Genomic DNA, 20,860 nt, shown 5'->3' on the forward strand with positions numbered 1-20,860 from the left:
TTTCGCTGGCGTGACCTGTTGATCTTCAGCGTAGGGGCCCGGTTTTTCGCGGGTGTTTCCCCGTTGTTGCCATCTTTTGTAGATCCGTAGTGCGCTGTTTACCAGCCGGTAATAACGTGGATCACAGTGGGGTTCAGTATCGTCCCAGCAACTCTCTTAATCCGTTGGCGGCGAAGCTGGCCACGGCCTCTGCCCGGTCAACGAAGCCGTGGGCACCAACTGGCTCCACCGATGCCAAAAGTCCTGCGGCGTCGGCCAGGCTCATGGTTAGCTCGGCTGTCAGGCTACCCGTACGCAAGCCGTTCACTTTCAATACTGCCCTGCGCGAGTCGGTCCACGCGTCCGGACCGGGATCGTCCCGCAAGGTGCGCGTCAAGGCCACGTCCTGCCACCCGCCGTCGAGCCTGATGCGTGCAAGGTATGTGACGTCGTGGCCTTGCGTCTCTACGTGGCCGCCGGAGAGGAAGATGCGGCCACCGAAGAGCGGGTGCTCCAGGAATCCCGTGAACTGCGGCGGCGCCCCGGACCCTGCCGTGGGCAGAATGACAGTGCCTTTGAACGTCAGGGGTGAGCCCTCCAGTTCGCTGCGCAGGGTGTCGTTGAAACGGACGCCCGCCGCTGGTTCGGTCATGGCGGTGCAGCTGGCGTCTTTCGGTACGCCGGCTGGCGTCATAGTGTCCAGGTACGCGCGGGCATCCCGATATCCCATGCCGATCAGGGTATCGGCGTCGATCCTGCCCAGGTAGAACTCGGGGTCCAGCGGAAGCGGATGCTCGGGGCGCACTACATGCAGCACAAACTCGCGTCCAGCCGCCCTCGCAGCCTCAAAATCTGCAAGGAGGGCTCCCATGGCGCTCATTTCGATCATGTGGACGTACTGCTCCAGGGGACCGTCGCCCCAATATGGCGAGTTGCCGATGCACCAAATCAGCCACACTTCCTCCGCTCCCCGACGCAGGGCTTCGGCTACGTTGGCGTCACGCATCCAGACGGCATCCGTCCAGATCTTCCCATCCCGGCGCAGAGGTGTCAGGAAGATGGGTAGTGACATTCCCGCGGCCATGAGCTCCGCATCAATCGCGGTGGCATCGATTGCGTGGCATTGCTTCCCGGTGAACTCCACCACGTTGAAGGAACCCTCGACGGCGCCCGGTTCCGCGGCGCGGCCGCGGATGGTCGCATCGTTGATGCCCAGGGTGGGAAAGACCTTGTTCAGGATGCCGTCGGCATCGCCTATAGCTGGCAGCGACCATGGGCCTTTGAGGTAGTCGCCGACGGGCAGCGCCGAGCCGAAGTCCTTGACGTCCACGCCGGACCACCGGGTACACATTTCTGCCGGCGAAACCCCGGACAGCAGCATCCCTGCCGTCAGGATCCCGCCGGAGCTGCCGTCAACATGCTGGAACTCGAGTCCTTCCTCGGCGAGCGCCCTCATGACGCCGGCCTGCCAGGCCACGCGCATTCCGCCACCTGCGAGCACCAAAGAACGCTTCACAGCGCGTTTCCTCCGGCCATACCCCCTCCGGCCATACCCCCACTGATCCGTCGCCAATAGACGAACAGGAGTACCGCCGTCGCGAGGTCAAAGAAGGCCACCAGGAGCGCTACGGGTGAGAAGACGCCGTTCAGTACCCCGATTCCGACGGCGCCGAACGCCCCTGCTTTCTGCAGTCCGGACCACAGCACCACCTCGGGAGAGGGCATGGCGTTGAGCAGGGTGTGGAGGAGCAGTCCGCCCACCACCACCATGAACATGCCCACGGTTCCGAAGAGTTGGCGCATTCCGGGCGTGGGGTCGGCGCCGATCAGTTGCAGGACCGTGCCGCCAAAGGGAACCTGCACGGCCCCGGTCAGGACTGTGATGATGGCGATTGCTGCCAGGATGGCGCGGAGGGGATCGGCGGCGGCCCAGGCCAGCACGCCGGGGCGGCGGGCCTGGTGGTGGGCCTGGTTGTGGGGCTGGTGGTGGGGAGCCGGCTGTGCTGGCTGATGTGCGGTCATGCGAACGACTCCAGCAGGCGGCCGCGATCCACCAGCAGCCACACCATGGCTGCCCAGGTCAGCGTGGAGACGTAGAAACGGATGTCGTTGAGCATCATCCAGCGCTTCAGCAGGGAGCGCAGTTCAGAGTCGTCCGCGAAGTCGCCGCCCCGGATGCGCTTGTTGATGGGAATGATGATGCCTTGGCCAACCCAGGTCAGGACGATGATGCCCACCAAGCAGATGATGGCTGGAATGACGCGGATGGTGCCCCACTCGGACCACACCAGGATGCCGCCGGAGATGAACATGATGGGCACCACGATGGTGAAGAACTTGGTGGCCGCGCGGGTGGGGATCCCGAAGTGCATGTCCACGTTGTCGCGGGCCAGCGAGCGCCAGGTGGGGTACAGGAAGAACTTCAGGACCCACATGGTGCCCACGTACATGGTTGCACCGAACAGGAAGTAGAGCGCGTTGATGAGGAGTAGCCAGGTCATTGGACGCTTCCCGGAGTAGCGCGGGGTACGGCGCCGGAGCCTTCCGTCGCGGCAATCCGGCTCCGGTCCGGTGGGGCCAGCCATTCCTGGCCCTGGCCCAGGTTCACGACGCTGTCCAGCATGTCGCCTCCCCGAAGGGCTGCTGCATCGGATTCCGTGGGTGCCGTGAGGAACCAGGCTTCGTAGTGATCGTCAAGGACACCGTGGGCTTGCGGCAGCCAGGCGGTGAAGACTGGTTTGCTTTCCACCTGCAGGTTCTTCAAAGGCTCGACGCCGGGCGCGTCACCGAGGATGAGGCGCGCCTTGGCCTGTGCTCCGAGGGCGATGTCCCCGATGGCTTCGAAGTAGATATCGGATTTCCAGAGCATGTTCCGGAAGACGCAGTAGTTTGAGGCTGCGAGCTTCAGGGGCAGGCCGAGGGGCTCGGGCCGTTCTATTTCGATGTAGCAACCCAGCCGGCCGTCCTTGTCGTACTGTGCTGACACCGTGGAATCGGTGACCACGAAGTCCAGGTTGGCCTGATGCTTGGGCATGCCCCAGATTCCCTTGCCACCCTTGACCGAAACCTCTGAACTAACGGGCAGGTCCACAACGAACTGGCCCAGTTTGAAGGTTTTCTGGAAGATCAGGGGGAGGATGGGCGGGGCGGGCCTGCTGCCGTGGGTGATGGCTATGGCCAGCGAGTATTCGATGTACTTGCCAATGTCCGTGGACTTGTAATTGACCACTGTGACCACAAGCAGCCCTTTGCCGCCCAGGCTGAAGGGCCGCATTTCTGTGCCGGGGAGTGCGGCGGCCGCGGCTTTCTTGTTGATGGGGAAGGCCGCCATGAGCACGGGGGAGTCATCGGAATTGACTGGCATGACGTACTTGATGCCATCGGCGAGTGCGTGCTGGCCGCGGAGCCGTTCCTGGCGTCGGGGAACCGGGGACGGCATGAGCTTGAGTAGTGGGGTTACCAGTTCGGTGAGTGTTTTCATGAATTCGGCTCCTTGGTTCCGTTGAGCTCCTGGACAATGACCGGGAAGGTGTCCTGCCATGCATGATCGCCGAAGAAGACGTCCAGATGCCCGTAGCCGGGGATGAGGTGGAGGGAGTCCTTCCCAGGCCTGTGCTTTTGGAAGAATTCGAACGTGCGTTGTTGGCTTTCGGGAAGGAAACATAGGTTGTCCATCCCGGCAATGAACGCGAACCGTGCATCTGTTTGGGGAGCCTCGGCCACAAAGTTCTCCGGTAGTTCCGGATGGTTTCCGGCAGCCACCATGTGGCCGGCTTTGATGCTGCGGCCCATCTCCTCGAAGAACGTCACGGGAACCTCGGCGAACTCACCGCTGAGCCATTGGTGAGTGGCGTCGTCGAGGTTTTCGTGCGCCCAAAGGGCCGGGCGGCCACTGCCGTAGGTGAAGCTGACCATCTTGCAGACGATGTTGTCGCACTCGCGGTGCGTGGCTTTGACCAGGCCCCGGATGGCCCTTGTGAAGTAGCCCTGCGATTTATAGCCCCACGCCGGGGACAAGTAGGGAGTGAAGACCTTGACCACAGGCGTCAGGTAGTCGATCTTGAGCCGGGAGAACGCCGGCACCACGGGATGCAGGGATACGGCGTTTGAGACGATCGTGTCCACCTGGGGCAGCAGCCCGGCCACCGCGGACATGGTGAACGACGTTGATCCCTGGCAGTGGATGACGGCTTTCATCGTTTCCGCGCCGGTGGCGTTGAGGACGTGCTCGACGGCGGCAGGATGGTCGTACACGGCGGCGTCGGCGAGCGTCCAGGAGAGGGGATCGAGGTCGATGGATGCCCGCCAGTTCAGCATCCACACGTCCCATCCGTCCTCCAGCAGGACGTCCACTATGGTGGTCCGGACAGGAGGCCGGAACAGCTCTGCCCGGACTCCGGAACCGTGGACCAGCATGACCGGCCCTTTGGTCACCTCCACCGGCGACGTCACATGGACCAGGCTCAAAGGGGTGTTGTCCCGGGCACGGAACGGGATGACGTCGGTCCGGTGCTCGGCACGGGTGATGATCATGGTGCGGTTCCTTTCCGCATGATGGTGATGGGTTCTTCAAGCAGCCGTACGGTTGGCAGGCCGGATTCCGGAACCAGCCGCGCGCCGTCGTCGTTCTGTGCCAGCTGCCAATCGCGGCAGACTGTGTCCACCACCAGCGGGTAGACAGTCAGGTTGCCGTCATCGGCGAGGTGGAGGCGCAGGAATCCCTTATGGTCTTCGATGGATTGGCCGGACATTTTCCATGTGGACACCTCCCCGCTGGGCGTCGCCAGGATGAACAGCGCGAAGGCCTCACTGCCAAGTGCCCAGCCACCCAGGTACACCAGCGCCAGCGCCAAGAGCAGGATCACGACGTCCGGCCACCCGTTTGGCCAGGGAAGCAGGATCACGACGGCGGAACTCACCGCGAGTGCGGACAGTTGGTAAAGGGTGCCCCGGGTGAAGACCACGATGCCTGCCTTGGACAGCCCGAGCAGTCGTGCCAGGAGCGATACGACTGCAAGCACGATCGGCACCACAAGGATCAGGACAACGACGAGGAGCAGGGTGTTCCCACGGGTCAGGCTACGCAGGCTGTCCACAAAAGACTCCCCACGGAACGCGCTGAAGACTGTCCAGAGCGTCACTGCGGCGACCACGTGGACGATGCCCAGGGACAAGCCGAAGCCAGGGTTGCGGATGGGGAGCCAATACTGCGAGAAGGGGTTCGCGAGCCGTGGACCGAGCAAGTGGGAGTCGGCCTGGTCCGGGTAGAGGGTGGGCATTCGCGTGAAGTGGCGTGTTGTGGGTGGTGCTTGATCCTGGCCACGGTGGGAGTTTTCGGGCTCGGTGATGCTGGAGGACAAGCCCTGTGCATTCGCGTGGCCGGGAAGGATGAGGTGTTCGGGGAGCCAATGTGCATCTGAGAGATACGCACCGCCCAGGCCGCAGGTGATCATCTGCGTTCTCGCTGGATCCGGTGGGAGGTTTTGTGTGCCCTGTTTGTCGGCGTTCTTTCCGTCAGGGAATGATCGTTCCTCGTAGCGGGAATAGTGGTGGAGATCGCCGGTGAGCCACAGCCGCACGTTTGCGCCTGTGGCCTCGAACAAGCCCGTCTCGGGATTGAACCGGCGGCGCAGGTAGTCCTGCTCGAAGAAGTTCACCTGCCGGAACTCATTGGGCCCTGGTTGATCCGCGTCGACCCAAAAAGGGGCGGCGACGCACAGGATGATGGCGTCTCCGGGTTGGAGCTGCAGCGTGACGTTCCTATAGAAGTAGTCCAATTGAGGTTCATCGATGTACTGCCCCAACTGGCTGTCCAGGCCCAGGATCCACCAACCGGGGGTGCCATCCTGCCGTTCGCCGGAAACCTCCGTGGGCGATTGACCTGTGAGCCTGACCGCGAAGTAGCTGCGGGTCTGGATGGTCCGCCAGCCCCCGATGCTCCGTTGCCGCGTGAACATCCGGATGAACGAGGTCAGGCCGTCGTACCAGTCGTGGTTGCCTGGGAGCGCGAGCATGACGGGTGTGGGATTGTGCTTGGTGGGCAACGCCATCCGGTAGGGCCCTGCCATCCGATTCTGGTAGGCAGCCGGTGAGGCAACGGGGTAGACCTCATCTCCTCCGAGGACCAGGACCCTGCCGCGGGGGAGCTCGTGGCCGTCAACCGTTAGCTTGTCCTGGGCGAGCAGCAAAGCGACGGAGTAGGTTGCGTCGAATCCGTCTCCCAGGTCTGCGGTGAAATCGAGCCACAACTCGGTGGGGCCTGGAGGCCCGCCGGCGCTTGTAGGGCGTGATGCCGCGAGCTCCCCGGGCGACGGGAGCCCGCGGCTTGTGACCGGCGGCTGGGCCGGTTGGCCGGGGACGGGGAGTTTGTCCAGGCGTAAAGGATCAGCCGGAAAACTGCCCTCGAGTTCCCTTTTGTCACCGAAGTCCGCGAACACAGTCGCTGCCATGACTTTCAATGCCGTCCTTGCCAGCGACATCGGCGAGAGCCAACGAACCGCAGCCTGGGGGGTGAAGCCCAGGGCAACACGGTGCCTCGCAAGCTCCCAGCTCTTCATCTGCGTGGCCGCAGTGGGCTCCGTAGCGGGAACGGAATCCGTTTGAGGCCCCGTCCGTACACCTGCCACAACTCACCGGCGAACAGTTTCATGAAGGACGCCAAACCCGCAGCCGGGGCCGGGCCCTCGGCACGGAACGTGGTCAGTTGCTTGGCGAAGTCGAGCGGGCGGATGTACAGAATGCCAGCACCGAAGACGTCCTCCCCGCCTTGCTCATCTACGCCAGGCGTTTCCGACGGCGGAACGTGGCCCCGCAGGATCGTCGCGTAAAGCGTGGTGGTGTCTTGCCAGACGTCCAGTCCTGCCTCGTTATGAATCAGCTTGTACCCGGTAAACGTGAACGGTGTCCCGCCCGGGTCCCGTAGCCACAATCGGTACAGCATGCGCCTGGCTGGCCTGCCATCATCGGAAACGTCCTCCACAAAAAGGTTGAACCAGCCTCGTTCCACCGGCATCCGGCCACCGAAGTAATCTGCCAGGACATACCCCTCCGCCTTCGCCGGGTGGCTCAGGTCCTCCACGAACCTATCCATGTCCGCGGCGGTAATCGTTAGCTCGAACATGATCTTCCGGCCCCGGTCCCTGCCCAGGCTTCGCCCCTTCTCCGGATCGCTGAATCCGGGACTGAACCAGCCGTGCATCTGCTCGGTGAACCGCACAGACGTCCGCGTGTCTGTTGCCGCCGGTTGCTGGTCTCGGGGTTGCGGCAACCCCAAACCACGGCTCCTGGTTCCCTCAGCCGGGACATCAGCGACGCCGCTCGCGGGCCGCTCCTCCTGCGCGCCCTTGCCTTTGGTAGCGTCGGGCGCCAACTCGCGGGGAACTGACGGATGGGTGCCGGCATCAGTCAGGTCGCCGGCACCAGCAGCATCAGCGGGGCTGATTCCCCTGTGTGCGGCACTGTGGGTGCTCTCAAGGATGTGCGCGCAGGTGCGTTCGGCGAAGGCGGAAATGGTCAGCGACGGGTTGGCGCCTACAGGACCCGGCATCGCTGCGCCGTCCACCACGAACAGGCCGGGATATCCGAATACCTCGCCGTATGAGTCACACACCGCCTCGCCCGGATGCCGGCCGGACGGCGCGCCGCCAATGGGGTGGACCGTGATGACGCGCTTGGCCCACCACAGGGGATTGTCGATGAAGTCCCCGTCGAGGTCCTTGGCGATCTCGGACATCGTTCCGCGGACGCGTCCGAAGTAGTCCTTGGAGGTCGCCATGGTCCACGCGATGGCGAGCCTTCCGTCGCGAAGGGTCATGACGCCGTCGGGGATATCCCGTCCCATCCCAAGCAGCGGCACCGAACTGGAGGACAGGCGCCCATCACCCAGTGCGGCGGCGAGGTCGGCAGAAACGTTGGAGCGCCCGGCGTCGAACAGCCTGTCCTTCAGCAGTTGACGGGCAACCTTGGCTGTCCGTTTGACGGCGGTGCTGAGTTGGGCGGTCTCCATGAGCCAGTTCATGAAGGCCGGATACCCGGCGTCCTCCACGTAGTAGCCGCGACCGTCGCCGTCGTCGTCGTTTGAATCGGGAATCCGGATCGCGGTGGTGATGACTGGACCGCGGCTGCCGGTGAGTGTTCGCACTCCGGGTGGCGATCCGTTGGTGGCGGGAGTCTTGGCGCCCATGATGAATGTCAGGAGGTCGCCGTTGCCGCTGAAACGGGTGCCCAAGGCGTCGCTGAGGGCGGGTAGTGAACTGCGGTTGCGCAGAAGCAGGAAGTTGGTGCCGAACGTGCCTGCGCCAAGGATGAGCCGGCGGCAGTGGATGATGCGCTCCTTGAGGAGCTCACCTTGGCGCTCGGGATCGTGCACCACGTAGCGGACCTCGTATCCTCCCCTTCCAAGTGGCCTGATCCCACGGACGTCGTGGAACGTGCGGATATCCGCGCCCTGATGAGCGGCCGCCGAAATGTAGTTGTGGTCCAGCGTATTCTTGGCACCGGCGTTGCAGCCGATATCGCACTCACCGCTGAGCGTGCACGTGGTCCGGACGGTGTTTGGTCCGTGGATGCTGCCGTACTCCGGGAGGGGGAGTGGCCTGTTGGTTTGGGGTTCCTTGGTGGGCTCCGTGGAAAAAGTGACGGCAATGGGGGGTCGGCTGATGGGTAGGCCGAGGGTTGCGGCGGTCTTCTCCATGGCCATGGTCTTGGGTGTGTCGTTGTACGGATAAGGGACCGGTTGAAGCATGTCTTCTGCGGCTTTGTAGTACGGATCAAGGTCGGCCCGCGTGAAGGGCCAATTCTCGTAACCGCCGCCAGGGATGGGGGACTCGTTGACGAACCACTTTTCGTCCTTGCGCAGGAGGACGTTGGCGTAGATCAGCGAACCGCCGCCCAGGCCGCTGGACACCAGGCCCTCCGTGCCCCGGAATGTCCAGGCATCAAAAAGCCCATACAGGCCGCGGTCCGGGTCCCAGAAATTCCGGCCCATCTCCGCCGGCGAACGCGCAAAGCTGCCTGGCGGGTAGGGCTTGCCACGTTCCATGAGCACCACGGATTGTCCGGCCTCGGCCAGGCGGAGTGCAGCCACCGAACCACCGAATCCGGAACCGACCACCACGGCGTCAACTTTTTCGATGTTGTGTGCGCTGTGGCGTGCCGGATCGGGTGCGGGTTCGAAACCCACATCCCCGCTGTTCCCGGTCCCCAGACGACCCATGGCCGTTCCTCTCAGAGGAAAGCTGACCTGAAGGCGGCCCCGGCATGACCGGGCGGTGCCTCCGGACTATCGCCCTTATGTTCCCACCGGGCCGGGGATCTGTCCATGAGGTGGAGTTATTCCGTTATCCGGCCTGGCTCGCCGGATGTCATGGGAGGACGCGCGTGAAGTTGAGGTCGAAGTCGTGCTGAAGCGGGGCGCCGAGGTAAGTTCCCCGCTCCCAACGGCCAGTGATGGTGTTACCGTCCTCGCTGATCCGGCCGATGTAGCGTTGCGGCCAATCGGGTCCGTCGCGGAAAAGGGTCCACAAGTTATCTTCCAGGGTCATGTCGAGGATGCGGGCCACGCCTCGGGAATCGAAGTAGTGCTGCTGAAGTGCGCCGTCTGATCCTGTAGCGCCGATAGTGCAAAGAGCATTAGGGAATTCCGGCCTGTCCACGGTGGACCGCTGGATGAGGAAACCACCACCTTGCAGCCATTCGAAGGTTGTCCGGCCCACCGCGTCCATGGCAGGAGCCACGGTCTCCCACTCGCCGACCAGAATGTTGAGCCGCTCCATCAGTTCGGATGTCATTGCTCCTCCTGAGATGTGTAGCCCCAGTTTCCGCCGCGGCTGGGCATTTGGCGAGGGCTGCACGCTGAAGCAACGCCGCATCGGGTTGCAGGGTGGCATGATGGGCGCATGAGCCGAGTGACATGTGATCTGACCATCTCCTTGGACGGCTTCGTGGCCGGTCCCAACCAGCGGCTGTCGGAGCCATTGGGTGACGGCGGAGAACTCCTGCACCGGTGGATGTTTGAAGAGGCCGAAGCCAACGCGGCCCAGGTTGAAGAAATCCTTGCAGCCGGTGCCTTCATCATGGGGCGGAACATGTTCGCGGGGCCCGGTCCAGACATGTGGGACAAGGAATGGCGGGGATGGTGGGGTGAGGAACCGCCGTATCACGCACCGGTTTTCGTCCTGACACACCATCAGCATGAGCCGCTGGAGATGCAGGGCGGCACCACGTTCCATTTCGTGACCGATGGGATCGAATCTGCGCTTGCCCAGGCGCGGGAGGCCGCAGGAAGCAAAGACGTGGCCATCGCTGGCGGAGCCGAGACAGCCCGGCAGTACCTCAACGCGGGGCTGATGGACGAGTTGCGGCTCCACATTTCGCCCATGGTTCTAGGTGGTGGCGAGCGGTTGTTGGAGGGCGTCGGCAATCTCAAGCTTGAACCGACGGAAGTAGCCGGCACCAAGCTCGTCACCCATGTGCGGTACCGCCTGCCCCGTTAAAGGCCGGGGTCCTCCTGGCTCACAGCGGCGGCTCGATCGCATGCAGGCGCAGGATGGTAATGTCGGCGTCGTCGGTCGAGGGGAAGCCGGCTTCGGCGAGGATTTTCCTGAAGCCGTCATGTCTTACCGGCATATCGGCGGTGGCGCCGTCGAGTTGCGCACCACCAATTGCGGCGTGAGGCGTTCGTCGGCGATGGGGGCGTCGGGATTATTGAGCCGGTCCAGGGCGACTGCGCCGGCAATCCGCCCCAATTCAACAGCGTGCAAATCCACGGACGTGAGGTCAATGCCGTGCAGGCGGGCGGTCCTGGAATTGTCATAGCCCACCAGCGATAAATCTTCGGGAACCGAGAGCCCGCGGGCATAAGCGGCTTCGCGGGCCCCCAACGCCAACTGGTCGTTATGGGTGAAGATCGCAGTCGGCCGATCGGACTGGTTCAGCATCTGTGCGGCTGCCCGCTGTCCCGCATCCTGTGTGAAGTCTTCTGCCGCGACCGTCTGTGGTGAGAGTCCGGCGTCGTGCATTGTCTGTTCGTAACTCTGGCGGCGGACGACGTGGCCGTCGTACACCGGGCCGGACAGATGGGCGATGCGCGTATGCCCCAGGCTGAGAAGGTGCCTGGTTGCCGCCCGCGCCCCCGCGGAATCATCCGAGTACACACTGTCCACGCCGGGTACCGGCCGGGTCACACTTACCAGCGGGACGATCCGGGCCATCTGTTGCACGTGTTCGTCCGAGTCCAGCAGCGTCGCGGCGATGATAATGCCAACACGGGCTTCAATCAGCGATTCCAGCGCACCGGAGTCCACGCCGTCCACGGACCGCGAAACGCTCAAGATCAGCCGGTTGCTGTCTTGGGGGAGTGCGGTCCGGACGCCGCTGAGGACATCGGCGTAGATTTCGTTGCGGATATCAAGCAGATAAAGCCCGACGGCGGAGCGGTGCTTGCGGGCCAGATCGGCGGCTACGGCGTTGGGCCGGTACCCGAGACGCTTGGCTGCCTCGAAGATGGCCTCCTTGGTCTCATGGCTGACGCCGGGCGCGCCGCGGAAAGCGAAAGACACCAGGGTCCGGGAGACGCCCACCGCACGCGCGACGTCGCTTTGGGTGGCAGGGCGGGGCTGAGGGTCAAGAGCCATAGTCCATCCTCCCACGGGCAAGAGAGACAAATTCGTCATTTGTTAGTTTGACCTTACATTTAGACCTTTCGCGCGTTAGTCTGTATTCAGCGCGGGCGAGTATGGCCCGCAACACACTGACAAAGGAGTCCAGATGTCTGCTACGCAAACGCAGAGCAAAGGAACCGGCAATGCCACCCTTCCTCCGCTAACAAATGGCCCGCACCGTAAGCGGCTGGGTCTTGTTGCCCTGGTGGCTACGTTCGGGGGCCTGCTCTTCGGCTATGACACTGGTGTCATCAACGGCGCGCTGAGGCCAATGACAGCCGACCTCGCACTGACACCGCTGACGGAAGGGATCGTCACCAGTTCGCTGTTGTTTGGCGCAGCTGCCGGAGCAGTCGGCGGTGGCCGCCTCTCCGACGGCTGGGGCCGTAGGAAGACGATCATCCTCCTGGCCGTGCTGTTCCTCATGGGTACATTGGCCTGCGTCTCGGCGCCAAGCTTCGAGGTAATGGTCATCGGGCGCGTCATCCTCGGCCTTGCCGTTGGCGGTGCGTCCACCGTGGTTCCCGTCTTCCTTGCCGAGTTGGCGCCCTACGAAATCCGCGGTTCCCTGGCTGGGCGCAACGAACTCATGATCGTCATCGGCCAGCTGGCTGCGTTCGTTGTCAACGCCATCATCGGCAACGTCTGGGGCGAGGTCGGCGGGGTCTGGCGCATTATGCTCGCTGTTGCCGCACTGCCCGCCATCGCGCTGTTCTTTGGCATGCTGCGGATGCCGGAGTCTCCGCGCTGGCTCATCTCCAAGGGTAGGAACCCGGAAGCCCTGGCTGTGCTCAAGACCATTCGCTCCGACGAGCGTGCCGAAGCAGAAATGGCGGACGTGAAGCACCTCGCGGACGAAGAAAGGGCATCGAGGGCTACATCATGGGGCGCACTGAAGGACAAGTGGATCCTGCGCATCATTCTTGTCGGTATTGGGCTGGGCGTCGCCCAACAGCTGACGGGCATCAACTCGATCATGTACTACGGCCAATCCGTGCTCGTTGAGGCCGGATTCGACTCCAATGCCGCGCTCATCGCCAACATCGCGTCCGGTGTGATCGCCGTCGTCGGTGGTGTCATTGCTCTGACGTTGATGCAGCGCGTCAACCGCCGCACAACACTGCTTCTCGGCTTCACCTTGACCACGGTCTGCCACTTCCTCATCGGCATCGCGTCGATCGTCCTTCCGGTGGGCAACGCGGCCAGGCCGTTCGTGATCCTCGTCCTGGTGGTTGCGTTCGTGGGATCGATGCAGACGTTCCTGAACATTGCGGTGTGGGTGATGCTGTCCGAGATCTTCCCGCTGCACGTCCGCGGCTTCGCCATTGGCCTGTCCGTCTTCTGCCTTTGGATCGCAAACGCGCTTCTGGGTCTCTTCTTCCCCACACTTGTGGCCGGGATGGGGATCACGGGAACGTTCTTCCTGTTTGGTGTTGTGGGCATCCTCGCCCTGGTGTTCATCTACACCCAGGTCCCGGAAACCCGTGGACGTACGCTGGAGGCCCTGGAAGAGGACGTGACCACCGGCGCCATCTACCTGGTGCACAAGAGCTAGTCATCTGCAGACCGACGGGGCGTTAGGATTCCGTCAAGATTCTCCGGGGTCTCCCGATGCCCGGTGTTGCTGGTGTTAGCGTCGGCATATCACGAAGCGGTTCGCGGGAGGTGCTTATGACCAGCATGAGCCGGCCACCGGCAGATCCCTCCACGCCCCGCCCGTCTGTCCGGGTCCGGTTCAGGACTTGGCTGCTGTTCGGTCTCCAGGACTCGAAAGGGTCCCACCAAGGGCCCGGCGGCCTGCTCTCGGCGCAAGAGAAGACGCATTCGTGGTGGCGTGTTATGTGCCTGACAGGCGTAGATTACTTCTCCACCCTGGGGTATCAGCCCGCCATCGCGGCCTTGGCTGCCGGCGTGATTTCACCTCTGGCCACACTCATCCTGGTCGCCGTTACGTTGTTGGGAGCATTACCTGTGTACCGGCGCGTGGCTGCGGAAAGCCACCGGGGCGAGGGATCGATCGCCATGCTGGAGCGCATGTTGCCCCGTTGGGGTGGCAAGCTCTTCGTTCTGGTCCTGCTCGGGTTTGCCGCCACGGACTTCATGATCACCATGACGCTCTCAGCCGCTGACGCCACCGCCCACCTCGTTGAGAACCCATTTGTGCCTGGCTGGTTCCACGGCCAGAACGTCACCATCACACTCATTCTGCTTGCGTTGCTTGCTGGAGTTTTCCTGCGGGGATTCAAGGAAGCAATCGGCGTTGCCGTGGTCCTGGTTGCGATTTATCTCGCCTTGAATGTTGTGGTGGTGGCAACCACAATGGTCGAGGTATTGACGCATCCGTCTGCGGTCGCGGATTGGTGGACAGCGCTGACAACATCCCATGGCAACCCGTTCGTGGCTGTCGGGATCGCGCTGTTGGTGTTCCCCAAGCTCGCGCTGGGTTTGTCCGGCTTCGAAACCGGCGTGGCTGTGATGCCCCAAATCAAGGGCCACGAATCGGATACCGAGGCGCATCCGGCCGGGCGGATAGAGGGTGCCCGACGATTGCTGACCACAGCGGCCGTGATCATGAGTTCGTTCCTTATCACCAGCAGTTTCACCACCGTGGTGCTCATCCCCGAGAAGGAATTCCAGCCCGGCGGCGCGGCCAACGGCCGGGCCCTCGCCTTCCTGGCCCACGAACACCTTGGGCCCTCCTTCGGCACCGTCTATGACCTAAGTACTATCGCCATCCTGTGGTTCGCGGGTGCCTCGGCCATGGCCGGATTGCTGAACCTCGTTCCCCGCTACCTGCCCCGGTTCGGCATGGCCCCTGAATGGGCCAAGGCCGTGCGTCCTTTGGTGCTGGTATTTGCCGTCATCGCATTCCTGGTCACGTTGCTGTTTGATGCCAACGTTGACGCGCAGGGCGGGGCGTACGCAACCGGCGTGCTGGTGCTGATGACGTCCGCTGCCGTAGCAGTGACGCTTTCGGCAAATAGGCGGAAGCAGGCAAAACGCACAGCCGCCTTCGGGATCATCGCGCTCGTATTCATCTACACCACAGTCGCCAATATCATTGAACGGCCCGAAGGCATCAGGATCGCGGGATTCTTCATTCTTGGCATCATTGTCATCTCGCTGCTCTCGCGCGTGATGCGGTCCTTCGAACTGCATGCAACGCACGTCAGTTTCGACCAGCAGGCCATCGAGTTCGTCACAGCCGCAGAGGACGGACCCATCGGTATCATCTCCCACGAACCACTCCGGCAAACAGCCAAGGCTTACCGGGCAAAGCTCGACTCCGCCATGGCAGTGAGCCACTTGCCGGATGATTACCTGGCGCTGTTCCTGGAAGTGGTGGTGGATGATTCCTCGGACTTCGAAACTGCCCTGGAAGTCAGGGGCGTTGTCCGGCACGGTTACAGGATCCTGGAGGTTCACGCTCCAGCTGTGCCGAACACGATCGCGTCCGTCCTCCTTCACATCCGGGACATCACGGGGCTGATGCCACACATCTATTTCCGTTGGACCGAAGGCAATCCGCTGCTCAACCTTCTCCGTTTCCTCTTCCTCGGTGAAGGCGAGATCGCCCCTGTCACACGTGAAGTGCTGCGCCAGGCAGAACCGGACGTCACCAGGCGGCCTTGGGTCCACGTCGGTTAATCAAGGACTTCCTGTGCTGCTCAGTAAGGCTGCGTAGCCCGCAGGGCAGCCGATTCCGGAAAACCTAGGCCCGCAGCCGGTACCCGCGCTTCACGACGGTTTCCACGAGCTTGCCGTCCGGAAGCGAAGAGCGGAGGCGGCTGACGGTCATGTCCAAGGCGTGCACGGAACCACGGAGGTCCAGGAGATCCGAGAGCGCTTCACGGGACAGCACGGCACCACCGGCGCCGAGCAGGGCCCGGAGCAGCAGGAGCGGGGCTGGCGCAAGATCAATCACTTCGCCATTGATCCGCAGGCAGCGCCCACGGAGTTCAATGGTGGCGCTCTTGGTTTCCAGGCGGCGCACGTGGTTCAAAGACAGGTGCTCCGTCACCAGGCGGATCAGTGCGCCCATGCGGTAGCGGTCGGGAATGAGTGGCGTCAGCCCGGCGTCGACCAGTGGCTGTGCGGTGACCGGCCCAACGGCGGCAACCGTCACAGGACCCTTCAGCGCCTCGATGAGCTGACGGTACAGGCCCATCTCGTGCGCGGTGCTCCACATTGCGTCCACTGCGGGAGCACTGGTGAAGGTCAGGACGTCAAGATTGCCGTTGCACACAGCCTCGATCAGGCGCGGCAGTTTGTCCTCGCCGTCGGGCTTAACCCAGCGGTACGGCGTCACGGTCAGCACGGTGGCGCCGGACATGCGGAGGCGCTCCAGCTGGCGAACATCGGTGTAGCCGTGCAGCTGCACGGCCACGGTCTTGCCGCGGACGCCTTCCGCCAGAAGCATGTCCACGAGTGTCGCCGTGGTTTCGTCACTGCTGATTCCGACGTCGGCAAGGCCGGCCGCCCGGACGGCACCGCGGGCCTTGGGCCCCCGAACGAACATGCGGCAGGCCGAGAGCGTTTCGAGGAGTTGCTCGCCAATACCGAACGAGTCCGCGGCCTCGCACCAGCGGCGCATGCCGTAGGCCGTGGTGGCGATGCAGATATCAGGCTTGGCGGCGATGATGGTGCGGGTGTCCTCGATGAGGACCATGTCCTCCTGCACGGGGGCGATCTTCAGGGCGGGGGCATGGAGCACGCTCGCACCGCGGCGTTCCAAGGCCTCGATGAGGTCCCTGGAACGGCGGTGCGAAGTAACGCCGATGCGAAACCCGTCCAGTGGCGCGTCGGTAGCTTCTGAAACGTCCGTGGCGGTTGTGACGTCTTGGATTTCAAGGGCACGTGCAACAGTCATTGATTTACTTTCAGGCTTCAAGGAGCGAAGCCGCGAGTCGGCTCAGTTCAGCGGATGCTTCGGCATGATTACGGTTGGCTTCAGCCACCCGGACCACCTCGCCTATGACCAGCACGGCCGGGTTGCTGCAACCGGTGGCTGCCGTTTCGATCGTACCCAGATCGGCGATGGTGGTGCGCTGGCCCGGGCGGTAACCGCGCTCCACCACGGCCATCGGCATGTCGGCGTGCATGCCAGCGCGGCGCAGGCCGGCGGCAAGCTGCGGGAGGGTTCCGATGCCCATGAGAACCACAATCGTGCCGCCGAGTCCTGCAAGGTGCGTGTGTTCCTTCTCGGTCAGGGGCGCGTGTCCGGAAACCACCGTGAACATGTGGCTGACCTCGCGGTGCGTTACCGGAATTCCCGCTGCGGCAGGAACGGAGATAGCACTCGTGACGCCGGAGATCACGCGGACGGGAACGCCAGCGGCAACACAGGCGGCCACTTCTTCGCCGCCGCGGCCAAAGACGTACGGGTCGCCGCCCTTGAGCCGGACCACGTTCTTGCCCAAAAGTGCAGCTTCGACCATCAGTTTCTCGATGTCCCGCTGCGTGACCTTGTGGTGCCCGGGCTGCTTTCCAACGTCCACCAACTCGCCGGACGTCAGGTCAGCGAGCTCCTGGTAAGGAGCAAGGCGATCGTAAAACACGACGTCGGCATCCCGCAGGGCGTCCACGGCACCAACCGTGAGGAGATCCAAGGCGCCGGGGCCTCCGCCCACCAGGGTTACCTGGCCTTCAGCGCCGGGCGCAGGCTCAAAGGCAACCGGGATCCCGGCACCGCTGCAACGCTCCACCAATGGCTCCCAGCCGGCGTCGCCGTCGTCGACGACTGCTACCAGGAACGGACGCTCAGGGAGCGGTCCGTCGCCAGGTGCGCCAACGGGCGTGCTGAGGCGGAACACGTTGGCACCCGCACCCTGGTAGCGGCGCACCGCTTGGCGCGCGGCTTTTTCGGATCCGGTGACGAGGACGTCGCGGCCTGTGAGATCAATGGTGAGCTGCATGGGGACCCCTAATTCTCTGCGCCGACGGGTTCTGCGCCGACGGTTGCGCTGCGGACCGGGATGGTGGAGGCGATGAGCACGCCGCCCTTTTCTTCGTTCGTGGCGGGGCGGATCTGGCCGCGCTCCGGAACGAAGGAGATGGACTCGTCCTTCTGGTTGGGGGCGTTGACGAAGGAACGGAAACGACGGAGGCGCTCCGGGTCCTTCAGGGTCTCAGCCCACTCGTCCTCGTAGGTATCGATGTGCTTGGCCATGGCCGCTTCAAGCTCCTCGGCAATGCCAAGCGAGTCGTGGACCACTACCTCCTCAACGTGCTTGATGCCGCCGTCGAGTTCTTCCTGCCAACGCGCGGTGCGTTGCAGGCGGTCGGCGGTGCGGATGTAGTACATGAGGTAGCGGTCGATGTACTTCAGCAGTGTTTCGTCATCCAAGTCCTTGGCGAGCAGCTGTGCGTGTGCCGGCGTAGCTCCACCGTTGCCGCCGACGTACAGGTTCCAGCCATCAGCCGTGGCAATGACGCCGACGTCCTTGCCGCGGGCCTCGGCGCATTCGCGGGCACAACCGGAAACACCCATCTTCAGCTTGTGCGGGCTGCGCAGGCCGCGATAGCGCAGTTCCAGGGCAATGGCCATGGCCACGGAATCCTGGACACCGAAACGGCACCACGTGGATCCAACACAGGACTTCACGGTGCGCAGGCTCTTGCCGTAGGCCTGGCCGGACTCGAAGCCGGCGTCAACCAGTTCCTTCCAGATGTCCGGGAGCTGCTCGAGGCGGGCACCGAACATATCGATGCGCTGGCCACCGGTGATCTTGGTGTACAGGTTGTACTTTTCGGCGACCGCTGCGATGACGCCGAGACCCTTGGGGGTGATTTCGCCACCGGCGATGCGCGGAACTACTGAGTAGGTGCCGTCCTTCTGCATGTTCGCGAGGGCGCGGTCATTCGTGTCCTGCAGGGACCCTCGGCCGGCATCCAGGACGTAGGCGGAGTGCTGGCTGGCCAAGATGGAGGCGATGGTCGGCTTGCAGATATCGCAACCGGCACCCGTGCCGTACTTGGCCATGATCTCCTCGAAGGAGGTAAGTTCCAGGACGCGGATAGCGTCGAACAGCTCCTGGCGGGACAGGCTGATGTGCTCGCACAGGGCCTTGGAAACCTCAATGCCGGACTTCTTCAGTTCGCCTTCAAGGAGCTTCTTCAGCATGGGGACGCAGGAACCACACTGGGTACCTGCACGGGTGCAACCCTTGAGCTCGCCGAGCTCCTGCACTGGAGCGTTGCCATCGCAGGCGCCGCAACCGTTGATGGTATCGCGAATGGTTCCGGCGGATACGTTGTTGCAAGAGCACAGGATTGCATCGTCCGGCAGCTCGGTTTCCGGAGCCTCGCCTCCACCGGCAGCGCTCAGGAAGGCGCCGGGCTCGGCGGGCAGTTCGCGGCCCAGGAGCGGGCGCAGGCTCATGTACGGGGAAGCATCGCCGACGAAGATGCCGCCCAGGAGGGTCTTTGCATCGTCAGTGGTGACGATTTTCTGGTAAACGCCGCGGGCGGGGTCGGCATAGACGATTTCGAGGGAGTGCTCGGTCCGCGCGAAGGCATCACCGAAGCTCGCCACATCCACGCCGGACAACTTCAGCTTGGTGGCGGTATCGAAACCGGGGAAGGTTGCTTCGCCGCCGTGCAGGCGGTCGGCCACAATCTCGGCCATGGTGTTTGCCGGTGCAACGAGGCCCAAGCACATGCCCTCGAAGTTGGCCACTTCACCGATGGCCCAGATACCGTCCACCTCGGTGGCACAGAAATCGTTGATCACCACGCCGCCGCGCTGGCCCAGGCTGAACAGCTGCTCTTCGCCCTCAGCTGCGCGGAAGAGGTCGTCGCGTGGCTTCACACCGATAGCGACGATCACGAGGTCCGCATCAATGGTGCGGCCGTCTGCCATCAGGACTCCGGTGACCTGGCCGTCGTCGTCCGTCAGTACTTCGGACGGGAAGACGCCGCCGTGGACCTCGAAGCCCTTCGCCTCGATCAGGCGGCCAAGCGCCTGGCCGGCGCCTTCATCCAGCTGAGTGTTCATGAGCCACGGTGCACCGTTGATGACGATCGGCGTGGCACCCAGCTGCTCGGTGCCTGCGGCGGATTCAAGGCCCAGCAGGCCACCACCGATGGTGACAGCGTTAACCTTGCGGCCCAGTTTTTCGCGAAGCTCTGCAATGGCCTTGTTAATGGCCCAAACGTCCTCGAGCGTGCGGTACACGTGGGTGTGCTCGGAACCAGGGATCGGGAGCCGGGCTGCATCCGAACCCGAGGCAACCACCAGGTGGTCGTATTCGTACTTGTTGCCGGCGGCAGTGAGGACACTCTTGGCGACGGAATCGATCTTGACTGCGCGCTCGCCGGTCTTCAGCGTCAGAGCCTCGTGCTCCCACATGGCAGCATCGCCCAGGGTGAGGTCTACGTCGGTTTCCGTCAGGGCCTTGCTCAACGCAACGCGGTCGTAGGGAAGGTGCGCCTCTTCGGTCAGCACCGTAACCTGCCAGCCTTCAAGACCGCGGTTGTACATGGCGTCGGCGAAACGGTGGGCCGCAGGGCCGCCTCCGACGACAACGATGCGGCGCGGGTTCTCTGTACTTGAAGTGTGTCCGGTCACTGGTGGGCCTTTCGCAGATGTTGCAGACGGATCTCCGCAACTTGTGCTTTCAGCCTACGGACGGGCAGTTTCGCTTCAGTTTCCCTTTTGTTTCGTGATCTTAACTTCTGCATCACGAACGCATTTCGCCGTGTGTGAGGTCTCTTTTACGCACCGGACACAAATGCGGACCCCCGATGAAACACCCGCGCCCTAGCTTTGAAGAGTGGCCGCAAGCGTGGCCCGGTCCGGGGGAGTGCAGGTGGAAATTGCCAGCGCCCGGACACAGTGAGAGGGGCTGAAATGACCGTAATTCTGGACCGTGCCGACGAACTGACTACTGCCGCCGTTGGCGAATGGCACCGTGTGTGCCCGGTGGACGAACTCGAAGTGGCCTGGGGCGAAGCGGCACTCATCGATGGCCGGCAGGTAGCGCTGTTCCGCATCGCACCCGGCGAAGTCTTCGCAGTCGCACAGCAGGACCCGGCGACATTGGCCAACGTCATGGCCCGCGGCATCATCGGATCCCGCGGAAGCCGGCCGACCATCGCGTCGCCGCTGCACAAAGAGGTCTACGACCTCGAAACCGGTGAGTGCTTCACCGACCCTGACCTCAAGCTCGCAACCTTTGCCACCCGCCTTGTGGATGGCTTCATCGAGGTTGAACTCTAAG

At 63.4% G+C, this 20,860-nt stretch carries 16 protein-coding genes; 4 read left to right on the plus strand and 12 right to left on the minus strand.

Going from position 1 to position 20,860, the window contains the following annotated elements; genetic code table 11:
* Positions 1–133 precede the first annotated feature (133 nt).
* The 8 genes from LDN75_RS06810 to LDN75_RS06845 all read right to left on the minus strand — a co-directional run bounded on the left by LDN75_RS06810 (position 134) and on the right by LDN75_RS06845 (position 9,767).
* Positions 134–1,495, minus strand: coding sequence for a patatin-like phospholipase family protein (locus LDN75_RS06810; protein WP_223936386.1), 1,362 nt, complete (start codon positions 1,493–1,495; stop codon positions 134–136).
* Complete coding sequence (locus LDN75_RS06815) at positions 1,492–2,001, minus strand: hypothetical protein (RefSeq protein ID WP_223936387.1); 510 nt, start codon at positions 1,999–2,001, stop codon at positions 1,492–1,494. The genes LDN75_RS06810 and LDN75_RS06815 overlap by 4 nt, the downstream gene beginning before the upstream one ends.
* A complete protein-coding gene (locus LDN75_RS06820; RefSeq protein ID WP_223936388.1) occupies positions 1,998–2,480 on the minus strand; it encodes a DUF1772 domain-containing protein in 483 nt (160 codons plus the stop codon). The genes LDN75_RS06815 and LDN75_RS06820 overlap by 4 nt, the downstream gene beginning before the upstream one ends.
* Positions 2,477–3,460 carry an acetoacetate decarboxylase family protein gene (locus LDN75_RS06825; protein WP_223936389.1) on the minus strand — a complete coding sequence of 328 codons (984 nt, stop codon included), beginning with the start codon at positions 3,458–3,460 and terminating at the stop codon, positions 2,477–2,479. Before LDN75_RS06825 ends, LDN75_RS06820 begins: the two co-directional genes overlap by 4 nt.
* On the minus strand, positions 3,457–4,512 hold the full coding sequence (locus LDN75_RS06830) for an alpha/beta hydrolase (RefSeq protein ID WP_223936390.1): 1,056 nt from the start codon (positions 4,510–4,512) through the stop codon (positions 3,457–3,459). The genes LDN75_RS06825 and LDN75_RS06830 overlap by 4 nt, the downstream gene beginning before the upstream one ends.
* Complete coding sequence (locus tag LDN75_RS06835) at positions 4,509–6,536, minus strand: hypothetical protein (protein ID WP_223936391.1); 2,028 nt, start codon at positions 6,534–6,536, stop codon at positions 4,509–4,511. The genes LDN75_RS06830 and LDN75_RS06835 overlap by 4 nt, the downstream gene beginning before the upstream one ends.
* Positions 6,533–9,193 carry a GMC oxidoreductase gene (locus LDN75_RS06840; protein WP_223936392.1) on the minus strand — a complete coding sequence of 887 codons (2,661 nt, stop codon included), beginning with the start codon at positions 9,191–9,193 and terminating at the stop codon, positions 6,533–6,535. Before LDN75_RS06840 ends, LDN75_RS06835 begins: the two co-directional genes overlap by 4 nt.
* Before the next feature lie 148 nt (positions 9,194–9,341).
* On the minus strand, positions 9,342–9,767 hold the full coding sequence (locus LDN75_RS06845) for a hypothetical protein (protein ID WP_223936393.1): 426 nt from the start codon (positions 9,765–9,767) through the stop codon (positions 9,342–9,344).
* Between the two features lie 108 nt (positions 9,768–9,875).
* On the opposite strand from LDN75_RS06845, the gene LDN75_RS06850 reads away from it, so the two are divergent.
* Positions 9,876–10,472, plus strand: a complete 597-nt coding sequence (locus LDN75_RS06850) for a dihydrofolate reductase family protein (RefSeq protein WP_223936394.1) — start codon at positions 9,876–9,878, stop codon at positions 10,470–10,472.
* A gap of 123 nt (positions 10,473–10,595) precedes the next feature.
* Here LDN75_RS06850 and LDN75_RS06855 read toward each other — a convergent pair whose 3' ends face one another.
* Complete coding sequence (locus tag LDN75_RS06855; protein ID WP_223936395.1) at positions 10,596–11,612, minus strand: LacI family DNA-binding transcriptional regulator; 1,017 nt, start codon at positions 11,610–11,612, stop codon at positions 10,596–10,598.
* Positions 11,613–11,745: 133 nt separating this feature from the next.
* Here LDN75_RS06855 and LDN75_RS06860 point away from each other — a divergent pair, with 133 nt between their 5' ends.
* Entirely contained in the window at positions 11,746–13,194 is a 1,449-nt protein-coding gene (locus LDN75_RS06860) for a sugar porter family MFS transporter (RefSeq protein ID WP_223936396.1), read from the plus strand.
* Positions 13,195–13,310: 116 nt separating this feature from the next.
* Positions 13,311–15,287, plus strand: coding sequence for an amino acid transporter (locus tag LDN75_RS06865; protein ID WP_223936397.1), 1,977 nt, complete (start codon positions 13,311–13,313; stop codon positions 15,285–15,287).
* Between the two features lie 64 nt (positions 15,288–15,351).
* Here LDN75_RS06865 and LDN75_RS06870 read toward each other — a convergent pair whose 3' ends face one another.
* The 3 genes from LDN75_RS06870 to nirB are packed head-to-tail and all read right to left on the minus strand — an operon-like array spanning position 15,352 to position 20,208.
* Positions 15,352–16,509, minus strand: coding sequence for a uroporphyrinogen-III synthase (locus LDN75_RS06870; protein ID WP_223936398.1), 1,158 nt, complete (start codon positions 16,507–16,509; stop codon positions 15,352–15,354).
* A gap of 10 nt (positions 16,510–16,519) precedes the next feature.
* The gene (gene cobA, locus LDN75_RS06875; protein ID WP_223936399.1) at positions 16,520–17,554 is read right to left on the minus strand and encodes a uroporphyrinogen-III C-methyltransferase; all 1,035 of its coding nucleotides are present in this window, start codon (positions 17,552–17,554) and stop codon (positions 16,520–16,522) included.
* Positions 17,555–17,562: 8 nt separating this feature from the next.
* Entirely contained in the window at positions 17,563–20,208 is a 2,646-nt protein-coding gene (nirB, locus tag LDN75_RS06880; protein WP_223936400.1) for a nitrite reductase large subunit NirB, read from the minus strand.
* A 282-nt stretch (positions 20,209–20,490) separates the two neighbouring features.
* Between nirB and nirD the strand changes: the two genes are divergently transcribed.
* The gene (gene nirD / locus LDN75_RS06885) at positions 20,491–20,859 is read left to right on the plus strand and encodes a nitrite reductase small subunit NirD (protein ID WP_223936401.1); all 369 of its coding nucleotides are present in this window, start codon (positions 20,491–20,493) and stop codon (positions 20,857–20,859) included.
* The last annotated feature ends 1 nt before the right edge of the window (position 20,860 follow it).

Source organism: Arthrobacter sp. StoSoilB5 (genome assembly GCF_019977235.1).
Classification (GTDB): Bacteria; Actinomycetota; Actinomycetes; order Actinomycetales; family Micrococcaceae; genus Arthrobacter.